This window comes from Falsiroseomonas algicola (assembly GCF_011040385.1).
Classification (GTDB): domain Bacteria; phylum Pseudomonadota; class Alphaproteobacteria; order Acetobacterales; family Acetobacteraceae; genus Falsiroseomonas; species Falsiroseomonas algicola.
This window is the reverse complement of sequence record NZ_JAAIKB010000016.1, coordinates 1-13,937: the sequence shown is the minus strand read 5'-3', so window position 1 is coordinate 13,937 and position 13,937 is coordinate 1. Positions and strand designations below refer to the sequence as shown.

Sequence of the window (13,937 nt, the reverse complement as noted above, 5' to 3'; positions counted from 1 at the left end):
GCTACAGGCGGCGAAGCGGCGCGCCGTTCAGGACATGGTCCCTGAGGTTGTCCAGATCGACCTCGATGGGCTCGCCGCTGGCGATCCCCTCCTCATAGGCCTGTTTCAGCCAGGCCTCGTCATCCTCGGCCAGGCTCGCCTCCGCGGCGTCCAGCTGGATCAGCGCCTCCCGCACCACCGCCTCGGCGGAGGGGAAGCGGCCGCTGGCGATCTTTTCCTCGATCAGGGCGACCAGGTCGGGGGAGAGGGTGATGGTCATGCGGGGGCTCCGCGGCGGGACGTCCGGGGCGCATCCTACCCCGGGCGGCATCGCCCTCACAACGCGCAGCGCGGCTCCGCGATCCCGCGCACGCCCAGCCCCTCGATCGCGAAGAGACCGCCGGCATCGGGGGACGGGTCCTCGAAGCGGATGCTGCGGGAGATGGAGGTGACGTAGAGCACGTCGAGCCCGGCGCCGCCGAAGGCGAGGCTGGTGGGGTAGCGGGTCGGGAAATCGATCACGCGCACCAGCCGCCCCGCGGGGTCGAAGCGGGCGATCCTGGCAGTGCGGACGAGGACGGACCAGACATGGCCCTCCGCATCCACCGTCGCGCCATCCGGCGCGGTGGCGTGCGGCTTGAGGTCGGCGAAGATCCGGCGGTTGCGGGGCGTGCCGGTCGCGGTGTCGTAGTCGAAGGCCCAGATCACCTGGCGGGTGCTGTCGGCGAAGTAGAGCACCGTGCCGTCCGGGCTGAAGCAGGGGCCGTTGGAGGTCGCGATATCCTCCACCAGCAGCGTCGCGCGCCCCTCCCCGTCCAGCCGGTAGAGGCCGCCGAGCGGCGCCTCCTCCTCCGCCCGGTGGAGGTGCATGGTGCCGGCGAGGAAGCGGCCCTGGCGGTCCGTCTTGCCGTCGTTCAGCCGGACATTCGGGTTCGAGAGGCCGAGCGGCGCGACCAGCGTCGTCTCGCCGGTCGTGAAGTCGTGGCGGTGGAAGCCATCCGCCAGCGCCAGGATCGCGCCGCCCTCGCGGCGCAGCGAGAGGGAGCCGATGGGCGCGGGCACCACATGGTCGCGGCGGTCGCCGCTGACGGGATCGAGCTCATGGACCAGGCCGGCCAGGCTGTCGATCCAGAGGAGGCGCTGCGTCGCCTCGTCCCAGATCGGGCCCTCCCCCAGCCGGTCCTTCGTCGCGCCGATGCGGCGGATGACCACCGGGTCAGTCCAGCGTCAGGCCGATGGCGCGGATGATCTCGCCCCAACTCTCGCGCTCGGCGTCGATCATGCGACGGAACTCGGCGGGGCTGTTGCCCTCGAGCTGCGCGCCCTGGGCGCTGAACTGGCGCAGCAGCTCCTCCGCCCGCTGGGCGCGGTGGATGGCGGCGATCTGGCGTTCCAGGATGGCGCCCGGCGTGCCCTTCGGCGCGAAGATGCCGTACCAGTAGGACAGCGCGATGTCGCCGAAGCCCTGCTCGGCCAGCGGGCGCACGTTGGGCAGCATGGGCGCCGGGCGGTCGGCGGTGATGCCGAAGGCCTTGAGGCGCCCGGCATTCACCAGCTCCGCATGCGCGGGCACGCCATCGAAGGCGAGCTTGATGTCGCCGCGCAGCATCAGCTGCTGCAGCACCAGCGATCCGCGAAAGGAGACGTCGGTCATCCGGATGCCGGTGACGCGCTTCATCTTCTCCCCGCAGAGATGGCCGATGGCGCCGCGGTTGGCGCCGTAGTGGATCGGCTCCGGCTGCGCATTCGCCCAGGCGATCAGCTCCGGGATGGTCGCGGCCGGCACGTCGGCGGAGGTGTAGAGCACCATGTGCGCGCGCATCGCCATGGTCATCACCTCGAACTGGTCGAGGCGCACGGGCGGGTTGGCGTGCAGGTTCGGCAGGGTGGCGAAGGTGGAGGAGGAGGTGAGCAGCAGCGTCTCCCCATCCGGGCGGGACTGCGCGACATGGCTGGCGGCGATGACGGTGTTGCCGCCGATGCGGTTGTCCACCACCACGGGCTGGTCGAGGATCGGGGCCATGGCATGGGCCAGGCGGCGGCCGAGGATGTCGGGCTCGCTGCCGGCCGCGAAGGGCACGACGATGCGCAGCGTGCGCGCGGATTGCGCCCGGGCCAGGCCCGGTGCGGCCAGCAGGGGTGCCGTCAGCAGCAGGCGGCGGCCGATGCGGGCGGCGTCCAGGGGGGCGCGCGGGATCATGGGGCTTCCTCCGATGCTGCCGCTCTGACGGCTTATGGGGCGGCATGCCTTGCCGCCCCCCAGCAATAGGACGAAGCTGACCGACCGGTCAATCAGGCGCCGGGGTTACGCCACCGCGGCGCTGGTGACGAAGCCCTTCACCTCCTGCTGCAGCCGCTCCGCCTGGCGGGAGACGTCGGCGGCGGCGCCGAGCACGCGGTCGGCGGCCGCGCCGCTGTCATTGGCGGCCTGGGTGACGCCCTGGATGTCGGTGCCGACGAGCTGCGTCGCCTCCACCGTCTGCTGGACGCTGCGCGCGATCTCCTGCGTCGCGGCGCCCTGTTCCTCCACCGCCGCGGCGATCAGGGTGGCGATCTGGCTCACCTCCTCGATCCGGCCGGCGATGGCCTGGATGGCGGTCACGGCATCCTTGGTCGCGGCCTGGATGGTGCCGATCTGGGCGCCGATCTCCTCCGTCGCCTTGGCGGTCTGGCCGGCCAGCGACTTTACCTCCGACGCCACCACGGCGAAGCCCTTGCCGGCCTCGCCCGCGCGGGCGGCCTCGATCGTCGCGTTCAGCGCCAGCAGGTTGGTCTGGCCGGCGATGCTGGTGATGAGGCCGACGACGTCGCCGATGCGCTGCGCGCCACTGGCCAGCGCCTGCACGGTGGCGTCGGTGCGGCGCGCATCCTCCACCGCCGCGCCGGTGATGCGGGCGGATTGCGCGACCTGGCGGCTGATCTCCCCGATCGATCCGCTGAGCTGTTCGGCGGCGGCGGCCATGCCGCGGACGCGGCTGCTGGCCTCGGTCGCGGCGGTGTGCACGCTGTCGGCGCGCGCATTGGTCTCGGCCGCCGTGCCGCGCATGGCGCGGGCGGTGGCTTCCAGCTCCGCCGCGCGGCCGGCGACCAGCGCCACGGTGCCGCCGACCTTGCTCTCCAGGTCGGCCAGCAGGGCGCGCAGCGTGCGGCTGCGCTCGGCGGCCGCTTCCGCCTTCAGCCGTTCCTGGTCGGCGGCGAGGCGCGCGCTTTCCGTCATGCTGGTCTTGAAGATGGCGACAGACTTGGCCATGGCGCCGACCTCATCGGCGCGGTTGGCGCCGGGCACTTCCACCGCGAGGTCACCGCGCGACAGGCGCAGCATGGCCTCCGCCAGGCGCTTCAGCGGTGCCACGGCGCGCAGCGACCAGGCGGCGATGGCGGCGCCGATCAGCAGGCCGGCGGCGACGAGGGCGATCATCAGGGTCTGGAAGCCCTCCGCCACGCCGCGCGCGTCGGAGGCGACGGCGTGGTTCTTCGATTCCTGCAGGTCGATGAAGCGGTTGATGCGGGCGAGCCATTCGACGAAGGCGGGGCGCGCCTGTTCCATCAGCAGCCGGTGCGCGGCCGCCTGGTCGCCCCGCGCCTGCGCCTCGATCACCTGGCGGATCAGCGGCATGGTGCGGGCCTCGATCTCCTTGATGGAGGCGAGGATGGCCTGCTCGTCCGGCGTCACGCCGGCGCCGCTGGCCATGATGGCGTCGAGCGGCGCGGCGCTGCGGGCGTAGAATTCCTCCAGCCGCGTGATCTCCGCCAGCGCGGCGGCGCGTTCGGCCGGCACGGTGACCAGGACGACGTCGCGCAGGCTGATGGCGCGGTCATGCACGCTGCCGCGGAAATTGATGGCGAAGCGCTGCTTCACGCTGTTCACGTCGTTGATGGTGGCGAGGCTGTCGCTGATGTGGTTCACGCGGTTGGTTGCGACGACGCCGAGCGCGGCGATCAGGCCGAGGACAAGGCCGAAGCCGATCATCAGGCGGACGGCGATGCTGCCGCGGCGTGATGGCGCGGAGACGGGGGCATTCATGCGGGACAGGTTCCTCGACTGGCGGCAGGGCCGCGCGTGTTATCGGCGTCGCGGGGGGCGAACCAGTCGGGGTGTGTAAGGAAGTATCGTAACGCGGAACTTAATCGGTTACTGAGTTCTCACGGGATCGTGAGATATCAGCCATCCGCGCGCGGCACCCAGGGCAGGCGGGCGATGTCGATGCCCTCCTCGGCCAGGGCCTCGGCCTCGGCATCGGAGGCTTCGCCATAGATGCCGCGCGCCTCGGCTTCTCCATTCGCGATCTTGCGGGCCTCCTCCGCGAAGGAGGGGCCGACATAGTCGCAGGATTTCTCGACCTCCGCCCGCAGGCGCTGGAGCATGGCGAGGAGCTGGGCCGGGATGGGGCCGCCGGCGACGCGTTCGGGGTTGTCGACAGGCACGGGGGCCGGAGGCTGCGGGGCCTGGGCGGGCGCCTCCGCCCCCTCGGGCTGCGGCGCCGGCACGGGAAGCGCCTTGCGGCGGGACTTGCGGATGGCGGGCGCCATCAGGGCGCGCTCCACCTTCACGCTGCCGCAATGCGTGCATTCCACGAGCCCGGCCTTGGCCAGCTTCTCGAAGCCCGTGCTGTCCTGGAACCAGCCATCGAATTCATGGCCGGCATGGCAGCGCAGCTGGTAGTGGATCATCCCCTGGTGTCCCGGTGGCCCGCTTCAGGCGTGGTCTGGCATGGCATTCTGGCCGTCCGATGGCGCTGGTTCAGGCGGCGAGCAGCGGATCGAGCCCGCCCTTGCGGTCCAGCGCCATCAGGTCGTCGCAGCCGCCAATGTGCCGGCCATCGATGAAGATCTGGGGCACGGTGGTGCGGCCGCCGGAGCGGGTGGTGGCGTCCCGGCGGGCGTCGGAGCCGTTGGGGGCGTAGATTTCCTCGAAGGGCACGCCCTTCTTCTGGAACAGCCCGACCGCGCGCGCGCAGTAGGGGCAGAAATCCTGGACGTAGATCTCGATCTTGGCCATGGGAGTGAGATCGTCCCGCCCGGCGGGATGGTCAAGCCTCCTGTTGCAGTCTGGGGTCGGGGACGCGGGCGGCGGCCAGGACATCGACGGCGGCGGCCCCGGCGTCCAGCAGCGCGCGGGCGCAGGCATCGGCGGTGGCGCCGGAGGTCATCACATCATCCACCAGCAGCACGCGGCGGCCGCGCAGGCGGGGGATGGCGCGGGCGCGGATGGTGAAGGCGTCCGCCACCAGCGCGGCGCGGGCCATGGCGCCGAGATCGCCGAGCGGCGGCGTCGGGCGGCGGCGGCGCAGCAGGTCCGGGATGCAGGGGCGATGCGCGGCGCGGGCCAGGCGCTGGGCCAGCAGGGCGGCCTGGTTGTAGCGGCGGCTGAACAGGCGCCGCCAATGCAGCGGCACGGGCGCCACCAGGTCGCAGCGCGCCAGCAGCGCGGCGCCGGCGCGGGCCATATGGGCGGCGAGCGGCCCCGCGAGTTCCGGCCGGTCCGCATGCTTGAAGGGCAGCACCAGCCGCTGGCTGGCGCTGTCGTAGCGCAGCGCGGCGCGGGCCGTGTCATAGGCGGGCGGGCGTTCCAGGCAGCCGGGGCAGAGCCCGTCGCGCCCCCCCTGCCCCGCATGCAGGAAGGGCACGCCGCAGCGCAGGCAGAGCGGCGCGGTGATGCGATGCAGGCCACGGAAGCAGGCGGCGCAGAGCGTGCCCTGCGTCTCCACGGCCTCCTCGCAGGTCAGGCAATGCGGCGGCATCACGGCGTCCAGCACGCCGAGGCCGAGGCGCTTGAGAACGCTACCAGGCACCGAAGGGGGCGTCGCCGTCGCGCTCCACCGCATGGACCAGGTCGATCTCCCAGGCGAGGTAGGCGCGCATGGCCTCCTCCACGCCCTCGTTCCGGTCATAGGGGCGGAGCCAGGTGTCGATGCAGGCCTCGTCCGGGGGGTCGCGACGGTCGGCGTGGAGTGGCAGGCCGGCGGCGGCCCAGGCGGCGGTGCCGCCTTCCAGCACCGCGACGGGGGCCGGATGGAGCGCGGCGAGTTCGGCGGCGGCGAGCGCGGCCAGGGCGGGGTCGGGCGCGGTGACGACCAGCATCCGGTCCGCCGGCAGGTCCTTCGCCAGCGCGGCGAGGCGGGTGCGGACGCCCCAGCGGGCGCCAGGGATGCGGCCGGCGCGGAAGGCGAGGCTGCGGCCGCAATCGATGACGGCGGCGGCGCCGGCGGCAAGGCGCGCGGCGAGGTCGGCGGGGGTGATGGTGCGGGGCTTCGGCAGGTCCGGGACGGTCGCCGCGGGATGCCCGGCCTCCAGCCGCCCTTCCATGGCGTCCGTCAGGCAGAAGACGTCCCAGCCGCCGAGCTGCCGCAGCCAGCCGCCGGTCATGGCGGCGCGGGTGCCGGTATCGTCGGCCAGCAGGATGCGGGCATGGCGTGTCGCGACCCAGCCATCGGTGGCCTGGACCAGCTGCCCGCCGGGGGCGGAGACGGCGCCGGGGATGTGGCCTTCCGCATATTCGGCGGGGTCGCGCACGTCGAAGAGGTGGGTGGTGCGGCTGGGGTCGGCGAGGAGGTCCTGCGCCGCCGCGCGGGTGATCCAGCGCACGCCATTGGCATCGGCGAAGCGGCGCGCGCGGGCCAGGGTCTCCGCCGCGTCGGGCGGCGTGCCGGGGGCGTAGCGGTCGTCGCGGCCGCGGTTGCAGGTGAAGCCTGCCAGCTCCCAGCCCATGGTGCCGTTGCGCAGCGCCACCACGGGGTTGGGCAGGCCGGCGCGGCGCAGGCTCTCGGCGCCCAGGATGGAGCGGGTGCGGCCGGCGCAGTTCACCACCACCGTCGTCGTCGGGCGGGGGACCATGGCGGGGACGCGGTAGGCGAGCTCGGCGCCCGGCACGTCGATGGCGCCGGGGATGGACATGGCGCGGAATTCCGCGATCGGGCGGCTGTCCACGATGATCATGTCCCGGCCCTCCGCCTGCATGGTGGCGAGGTCGGCGGCGTCGATGGAGGGCGTGCCGTAATGGTGCTCCACCCATTCGCCGAAGGCCTTGGAGGGCACGTTGAAGCCGGAGAAGAGCTCGTAGCCCGCCGCTTCCCAGGCCCTGGTCCCGCCTTCGAGGATGTGGAGGTCGGCGCAGCCGATGGTGGCGAGGAAGGCGGCGAGCTTCCCGGCGTAGCCGCCTTCACCGCCATCGACGCAGACGATGCGGGTGGCGCGGCGGGGCAGCAGGCGGGGGGCGCGGAGCTCCGCCTGCGACAGCGGGCAGGGCACGGCCCAGAAGAGGTGGGAGGCGCTGAACTCGCCTTCCTCCCGCGCATCGAGGATGGCGAGCTCGGCGCCGTCGCGGAGCCAGGATTTCAAGGTGGCAGCGGAAATCAATGCGGCCTTCATCATGAGCTCCTGGCCAAGATCGGAGACGGCGGACGGCCGCACTTCAGGCCGGCCGAGGCCGCGAATGCGGCCCGCGCGCAAACGGGCCGCGCAGCCAGTACTGCCCGCATCCCGCGCGAAGGCAAGGCCGCGGATGCGGCCGCCCGCCGTTTGAGGGCACGGAAAAAGCTATCCCTTGGGCTGGCTGGTCGGCTTCATGAAGGCCTTGTTGTAGAGGGTGACGGCGCCCGTCTCCTCGTCATAGCCCTTGCGATCCTCGAGCTTCTCCAGCGCCAGGCCATACATGTGCAGGTGGCGGGTGGGGACGTCGCCGAGGGTGTGGATGGAGTGGATGTCCTCCGGCATCAGGCAGATCCCCCGCCCGGGCTCCACCATGATCTCCTCCCGCACATGGATCTGGCAGCGCTCGGGGTCCGATCCGTCATCGGTGCGGGCATAGACCTTGTTCAGCTCCTGCCCCTCCACCGCCACGACCACGGCCCAGGTGGTGTGGTCGTGCGGCTTGGTGCGGTTGCCGGGGTTCAGCGCGTTCAGGTAGAGCGCGAAGCGGTTGTCCGGGTCTTCCTGCATCAGGTAGCGGTTGGCGCCCTTGGCGCCGCCCTCCGGCGGGGGGAAGACGTGGCTCGGGAAGAGGTGTTCCTGCGCGGCCAGCGCCATCAGCTCGTCGCGGATCTTCTCCAGCGCCGGGCGGGTGACGCCCATCTCGCTCTCGATGGCGCGGATGCGGTCGATGGTGGAAGCGACGGCGGCGGCGCGGGCGGCCGAGGCATCGGTGACGTTCATTGGGGGCCTTCCTCCGGATCAGTGGAGGGAGCCTAGCGCGGCTTGTCCCCGAGGCGAAGCGGGCGCATCTGGCCTGACATGAATGCCATGAACATCTTCGACCGCGCCCTGGTGCGGCGGCGGCGGGACCGGGCGGCGGGGACGGTCGCGCGCGTGGCGCCGGTGCTGGAGGATTGCGCGGACCGGCTGCTGGATCGCCTCGACGACACCACGCGGCGCTTCACCCGCGCACTCGACCTGGGCGGGCGGGGCGTGGTGGCGCCGAAGCTGCGGGCGCGGGGCGTGCCCTTCGTGGTGTCGATGGATCTGTCGGCTGACATGCTGCGGGCGGGCGGCGAAGGGCTGGCCGTGGCGGGGGATGAGGAATTCCTGCCCTTCGCCCCGGGGTCCTTCGACCTGATCGTGGCGTCGGTGTCGCTGCACTGGGTGAACGACCTACCGGGGGCGCTGGTGCAGATCCGGCGGGCGCTGGCGCCGGATGGGCTGTTCCTGGCCTCGCTCCCCGCGCTCGGCACGCTGCAGCCGCTGCGGGAGGCGCTGGGCCAGGCGGAGGTGGCGCTGCGGGGCGGGGTCTCGCCCCGGGTCTCGCCCTTCCCGGAACTGAGGGACGGCGCGGGGCTGCTGCAGCGCGCGGGCTTCGCGCTGCCGGTGGCGGACCTGGAGAATGTCGCGCTGGCCTATCGCACGGCGCTCGGCCTCTTCGCCGACCTCCGCGCGGCGGGGGAGGCGAATGCGGTGCTGGCGGCGGATCGCCGCGTGCCGCCGCGCGCCCTGCTGCCCATGGCGGCGGCGAGCCTGCCGAAGGGGCCGGAGGGGATCGACCCGGTGCTGCGGCTGATGGTGCTGACCGGCTGGTCGCCGCATGAGAGCCAGCAGCAGCCCGCGCGCCCCGGCAGCGCCACGCATCGCCTGGCGGATGCGCTCGGCACGGTGGAGCGGAAGACGGGCGAGACGCCTTTCGGGTAGGGCAGCCCCGCGCCTGCGCGCGCTTGCAACGCGGGTGGGCGCGGCGCATTTATTGAATATTCCTCACGCCAGCCCGGACGGTCAGACCACGATGGAGCAGCAGGGCGGCGAAAGCCGCCGCATCACGATCCACTCCCCCGCGGATTTCGAGGGGATGCGCCGCGCCGGCCGCCTGGCGGCCGAGACGCTCGACATGATCACCCCGCATGTGAAGCCGGGGATCACGACGGAAGCGCTGGACCGGATCATCCACGACTTCACCCTGGCCAACCACGCCATCCCCGCGACGCTGGGCTACCGCGGCTACACCAAGTCATCCTGCACCAGCATCAACCACGTGGTCTGCCACGGCATCCCGGGTGAGCGCGTGCTGGTCGATGGCGACATCATCAACATCGACGTCACCGTCATCCTGGATGGCTGGCACGGCGACAGCAGCCGCATGTATGTCGCGGGCACCGCCTCCACCAAGGCGAAGCTGCTGATGGACGTGACCTATGAGAGCATGATGCGCGGCATCGCCGCGATCAGGCCGGGGGCCACGCTGGGCGATGTCGGCCACGCCATCCAGACCTTCGTGGAGAAGCACCGCTTCTCCGTGGTGCGCGACTTCTGCGGCCATGGCATCGGCCGGCGCTTCCATGAGCCGCCGAACGTGCTGCATTTCGGCCGGCCCGGCGAAGGGCCGACGCTGAAGCCCGGCATGTTCTTCACCGTGGAGCCGATGGTGAATGCCGGGCGGCCGGAGGTGAAGATCCTGGACGATGGCTGGACCGCGGTGACGCGGGACCGCAGCCTCTCCGCCCAGTTCGAGCACATGGTGGGCGTGACGGAGGATGGGGTGGAGATCTTCACCGTCTCCCCAACCGGGATGCACCGGCCGCCCTACGGGGCCTGAATCCCCGCCACCCCGATGCGGCGATCGCGCCCCCTTCCGGCCTGGAAGGGGGCGTTTTCGTCTTGACCGCCGTGCCGGCCGGCTTTATGTGAATGTGACTAACATACACATTCAGGAAAGCCTGCCGTGACACTCGCCCCGCTCCTTGCCGCCCCCGCCATGGTGCAGCTGCACGCCTTCGCCGCGATGGCGGCGCTCGGGCTCGGCATCGTCCAGATCGTGGCGCCGCGGGGCACGCTGCCGCATCGCCATCTGGGACGGCTCTGGGTGGTGCTGATGGCGATTGTCGCGCTCTCCTCCTTCTGGATCACCAGCGCCGCGCGGGGGCACCACTACTCCTACATCCACCTCATCTCGCTCGCGGTGCTGGTCATGCTGCCGCTGGCGGTGCTGCGGGTGCGCCGGGGGAATGTCGCGGCCCATGGCCGGCTGATGATCTCGATCTTCTTCGGCGGGCTCATCATCGCCGGCGCCGCCACCATGCTGCCGGGGCGCATCATGGGCGCCGTCGTCTTCGGCTGGTGAACGCCAGGGTTGAATAATGCCCGCCGGTCGTTGCACCCTTGCGGGCGAACACCGCGGGGACAGGATGGCCCGGAAGCCGCAATTCTCGGAAGCGAGCGCCAGCCTGGAGGGGCTGTTCCCGGAGACGCTGTCCGTGGCGGAGGAGCCCGCGCCGGGGCATCTCGGCCACCGCGCGCGCATGCGGACGCGGCTGCTGACCGCGGGTCCGGACGCGCTGCTGGACCATGAGATGCTGGAGATGCTGCTGTTCCAGGCGCTGCCGCGGCGGGACACCAAGCCGATCGCCCGCGCGCTGCTGGCCCGCTTCGGCAGTTTTGCGAACACCATCGCTGCGGAGGCGCGGGAATTGCAGGCGGTGGACGGCATGGGGGAGGCGGGCGCGGCCGCGCTCAAGACCGTGCATGGGGCGGCGCTGCGGCTGATGCGGGCGGAGGTTCGCGACCAGCCCGTGCTCAACAACTGGGACCGGCTGATCGGCTACCTCAACGCCGCGCTGGCGCGGGAGAGCATCGAGCAGTTCCGGGTCCTGTTCCTCGATGCCAAGAACCGCCTGATCGCCGATGAGGCGCAGGCGAAGGGCACGGTGAACCACACGCCGGTCTATCCGCGGGAGGTGGTGAAGCGCTGCCTGGAGTTGCAGGCGACGGCGCTGATCCTGGTGCACAACCACCCCTCCGGCGACCCGACGCCGTCGCGCGCGGACCTCGAGATGACGCAGGAGGTGAAGGCGGCGGCGAAGGTGCTGGGCATCGTCGTGCATGACCACCTGATCATGGGGAACGGGCGGCATCTGTCCTTCAGGCGGGAAGGATTGCTTTAGAATCAGGTACTTATGAAGAACGCTACGCTCGGTCGAACGCAGCGTGATTCAGGGGCGGCCGGGGGCAGCCGTGCGGGGGAAAGGCTTGGATATGCGGATGAGGCGTGCGGGGTGCGGCGTGGCGGCAGCGGCCTGGATGGCCCTGCTGGCCACGGCCCTGCCGGCTGCGGGACCGGCGATGGCGCAGGACAGCTGGGCCGCGGTTGCGATCGTGCGGGGCAACACGGTCTATGACACGGCCGCGCTGGTGGACTTCGCCGCGGGGCATGTGGAGCAGGCCGAGGGGCAGGTGACGCTGCCCGCGCTGGCCGGCGCGGTGGAGCAGCTGTACCGGGAGGACGGGTATTTCCTGGCCACGGTCCGGGCCTTCCAGGATCCGGTGACGGGGCAGCCGCGCCTCGACATCGACGAGGGGGGCGTGGACCGGCTGGAACTGCGCGGCGTGCCCGACCGCATCGGCCAGCGTATCGCGGATTACCTGCGGCCGGTGCTGACCGGCGCGCCGCTGCGCATGCGGGATTTCGAGCGTGCGCTGATGCTGGCCGGCGACCTTTCGGGCGTGCAGCTGCGGTCCGAATTCACGACCGATGCTGCGACCGGGCGCCGCCTGCTGGTGGTGCATGCGACGGCGCGTAGCCACCGCTTCATCGCGCTGGCCGACAATTCGCCGCGGCAGCAGGCCGTGAACGGCTACCTCAGCGGCGAGGCCTATTCGACCCTGCAGCCCGGCGACATGCTCCGCGTGACGGTCGGCGCCACGGCGGCGACGGATGAGGACCGGTCCGGCTTCAACGTCGCGGGTTTCTACCGCATGCCGGTCGGGACGGCGGGGACCTATGCGGAGTTCTTCGCCTCCAACACGCTGCACGGCCGCGACCTCAGCGGGGGGCTTGCCGATGCGCGGCACCAGCGCGGGACCAACGCGATCGCGCTGGTGGGGCACCCGGTGCTGCGGGACATCCACCAGTTCCTGTACCTGGCGGCCGAGTATGATATCGCCGAGGTGGATTTCGGCGATCCCGCCATCAGGCGGGAGCGGTCGCAGGCGGTGAGGCTTTCTGCCGTCTACAGCCATGTGGACGACAGCTACGGCAGCTTCAGGGCCATCGCGACCGTCTCCGCCGGGCGGACGGACAGCAGCTGGAACGCCTTCGTGGATCCGGACTTCTGGCACCTGCGCGGCGCGGCCGGGCTGCTGCTGCCGCTGGGGCCGCAGGAGGAGGGCCTGGCGCTTCGCCTGCACGGCTATGCGCAATGGTCGCCGGCGACGCTGCCGGAGACGGAGCGCTTCTACCTTGGTGACCGCGAGAGGCTGCGCGGCTACCTGGCCGGGACGCTGACGGGCGACAGCGGCGCCATCGGCACGATCGATGCCAGCCGGCAGATCGCGCTGGACGGACCGGTGGCGCGGGCGCTGGTGCCATCGGTGTTCCTCGATGCCGGCGTGGTAGCGAGGAACCGGGACTTCGACGTGGTGCCGGCGCGACGCGCGACCTCCCCGATCGGCGATTCCAGCAAGGCCCTCGCCTCCACCGGCATCGGGCTGCGCGCCTACATGGCGGAGGGGTTCGTGCTGTCGGGCTGGGTCGCCTTGCCGCTGGTCGATGACGGGCGGGACACGCGCTACGGGCCGGCGGCGTATCTGCGCCTGACGAAGAGCTGGTGAGGCGGGAGGACAGGCAATGAGAGTTCCGTACCAGGCCGCGCTGCCGCTGCTGGCCATGCTGCTGCCGCCAGGCCAATCGCCGCTTGCCGCCGGGAGCCAACAGGCGACCCACCCCGGGCACCACTATGGGTGGTGCCAGGGCGTGGGCAATCCGCATGGCGGGAGTTGCGGGGTGACGCGACCCAGCACCCCGGGGACGGGCAACGACCATCACGGGGTGGTGCCGACGGCAAACCAGATACCGCGCCCACCGGTCATCCAGCCGCAGGCCACCCAGACGCCGGTCACCCAGACGCCGGTCACCCAGACACCCGTGACCCAGCGGCCGGACAACGAGCCGACGCACGCGCCCTATGCCACCTTCCTGACCGAGCCTGTTCCCGGCCCGAGCGGGATGACCAGGCCGCCCCTGCCCGTGCAGGTGCCGCCGCGCCCCGATACGGTGCTGCAGCCCGTGCCCGGCAGCTCCGCGCGGCCGTCCGGCGTGCCTGCGCCGGGCGGTGCTGCCGCGGTGGTGTCTGGGATGACGGCGCCGGCCCTGCCGATGGGCCAGGGGCCGCAGGCCGGTCCTGTCATGCGGCCACCGGGCATGACCGTCACTCTCCTGCCGCTGACCGTTCCCCGCCCAAGGCCCATCCAGCCGCAAGTTCCGGGCGTGGTCGCGCAGCCGCCGGCGCAGGTGCCGCCGGGCGCGACTGTGAATGCCGTGCCCATCGCCGTGCCGCCGCAGCCGCAAGGGCCGGGCGTGGTCGCGCAGCCGCCGGCGCAGGTGCCGCCGGGCGCGACGGTGAATGCCGTGCCCATCGCCGTTCCGCCGCAGCCGCAAGGGCCGGGCGTGGTCGCGCAGCCGCCGGGGCAGGTGCCGCCGGGCGCGACGGTGAATGCCGTGCCCATCGCCGTGCCGCCGCAGCCGCAAGGGCCGGGCGTGGTCG

Annotated in this window: 14 protein-coding genes and 1 pseudogene; 6 read left to right on the top strand and 9 right to left on the bottom strand. The window is 72.1% G+C overall.

Annotation, left to right across the window (positions count from 1 at the left end):
* Position 1 precedes the first annotated feature (1 nt).
* The 9 genes from G3576_RS26175 to G3576_RS26135 form a co-directional block, all read right to left on the bottom strand.
* A complete protein-coding gene (locus tag G3576_RS26175; protein WP_164697445.1) occupies positions 2 to 259 on the bottom strand; it encodes a type II toxin-antitoxin system ParD family antitoxin in 258 nt (85 codons plus the stop codon).
* A 56-nt stretch (positions 260 to 315) separates the two neighbouring features.
* The gene (locus tag G3576_RS26170; protein ID WP_164697444.1) at positions 316 to 1,191 is read right to left on the bottom strand and encodes an SMP-30/gluconolactonase/LRE family protein; all 876 of its coding nucleotides are present in this window, start codon (positions 1,189 to 1,191) and stop codon (positions 316 to 318) included.
* A 4-nt stretch (positions 1,192 to 1,195) separates the two neighbouring features.
* Positions 1,196 to 2,179 (bottom strand): Bug family tripartite tricarboxylate transporter substrate binding protein, encoded by a 984-nt coding sequence (locus tag G3576_RS26165; RefSeq protein ID WP_164697443.1) that lies wholly within the window; start codon positions 2,177 to 2,179, stop codon positions 1,196 to 1,198.
* A 105-nt stretch (positions 2,180 to 2,284) separates the two neighbouring features.
* The gene (locus G3576_RS26160) at positions 2,285 to 4,003 is read right to left on the bottom strand and encodes a methyl-accepting chemotaxis protein (protein ID WP_164697442.1); all 1,719 of its coding nucleotides are present in this window, start codon (positions 4,001 to 4,003) and stop codon (positions 2,285 to 2,287) included.
* Positions 4,004 to 4,140: 137 nt separating this feature from the next.
* Positions 4,141 to 4,650 carry a DUF1178 family protein gene (locus G3576_RS26155; RefSeq protein WP_164697441.1) on the bottom strand — a complete coding sequence of 170 codons (510 nt, stop codon included), beginning with the start codon at positions 4,648 to 4,650 and terminating at the stop codon, positions 4,141 to 4,143.
* Positions 4,651 to 4,720: 70 nt separating this feature from the next.
* Positions 4,721 to 4,978: a glutaredoxin 3 gene (grxC, locus tag G3576_RS26150; protein ID WP_164697440.1), complete on the bottom strand. Its 258-nt coding sequence runs from the start codon at positions 4,976 to 4,978 to the stop codon at positions 4,721 to 4,723.
* Positions 4,979 to 5,009: 31 nt separating this feature from the next.
* On the bottom strand, positions 5,010 to 5,771 hold the full coding sequence (locus G3576_RS26145) for a ComF family protein (RefSeq protein WP_328729855.1): 762 nt from the start codon (positions 5,769 to 5,771) through the stop codon (positions 5,010 to 5,012).
* Positions 5,761 to 7,347 carry a rhodanese-like domain-containing protein gene (locus G3576_RS26140; RefSeq protein ID WP_164697438.1) on the bottom strand — a complete coding sequence of 529 codons (1,587 nt, stop codon included), beginning with the start codon at positions 7,345 to 7,347 and terminating at the stop codon, positions 5,761 to 5,763. The genes G3576_RS26145 and G3576_RS26140 overlap by 11 nt, the downstream gene beginning before the upstream one ends.
* Before the next feature lie 168 nt (positions 7,348 to 7,515).
* A complete protein-coding gene (locus tag G3576_RS26135) occupies positions 7,516 to 8,130 on the bottom strand; it encodes a cysteine dioxygenase family protein (protein ID WP_164697437.1) in 615 nt (204 codons plus the stop codon).
* A 78-nt stretch (positions 8,131 to 8,208) separates the two neighbouring features.
* Between G3576_RS26135 and G3576_RS26130 the strand changes: the two genes are divergently transcribed.
* From G3576_RS26130 to G3576_RS26105, 6 genes and pseudogenes are all read left to right on the top strand, one after another.
* A complete protein-coding gene (locus G3576_RS26130; protein WP_164697436.1) occupies positions 8,209 to 9,096 on the top strand; it encodes a methyltransferase domain-containing protein in 888 nt (295 codons plus the stop codon).
* Between the two features lie 91 nt (positions 9,097 to 9,187).
* Complete coding sequence (map, locus tag G3576_RS26125) at positions 9,188 to 9,994, top strand: type I methionyl aminopeptidase (RefSeq protein ID WP_164697435.1); 807 nt, start codon at positions 9,188 to 9,190, stop codon at positions 9,992 to 9,994.
* 126 nt (positions 9,995 to 10,120) lie between these two features.
* The gene (locus G3576_RS26120) at positions 10,121 to 10,519 is read left to right on the top strand and encodes a DUF2306 domain-containing protein (RefSeq protein WP_164697434.1); all 399 of its coding nucleotides are present in this window, start codon (positions 10,121 to 10,123) and stop codon (positions 10,517 to 10,519) included.
* A 64-nt stretch (positions 10,520 to 10,583) separates the two neighbouring features.
* The gene (gene radC, locus G3576_RS26115) at positions 10,584 to 11,339 is read left to right on the top strand and encodes a RadC family protein (RefSeq protein WP_164697433.1); all 756 of its coding nucleotides are present in this window, start codon (positions 10,584 to 10,586) and stop codon (positions 11,337 to 11,339) included.
* 97 nt (positions 11,340 to 11,436) lie between these two features.
* Positions 11,437 to 13,005 carry a ShlB/FhaC/HecB family hemolysin secretion/activation protein gene (locus G3576_RS26110; protein WP_164697432.1) on the top strand — a complete coding sequence of 523 codons (1,569 nt, stop codon included), beginning with the start codon at positions 11,437 to 11,439 and terminating at the stop codon, positions 13,003 to 13,005.
* Between the two features lie 16 nt (positions 13,006 to 13,021).
* A pseudogene (locus tag G3576_RS26105) lies at positions 13,022 to 13,937 on the top strand (hypothetical protein); the annotation flags it as partial.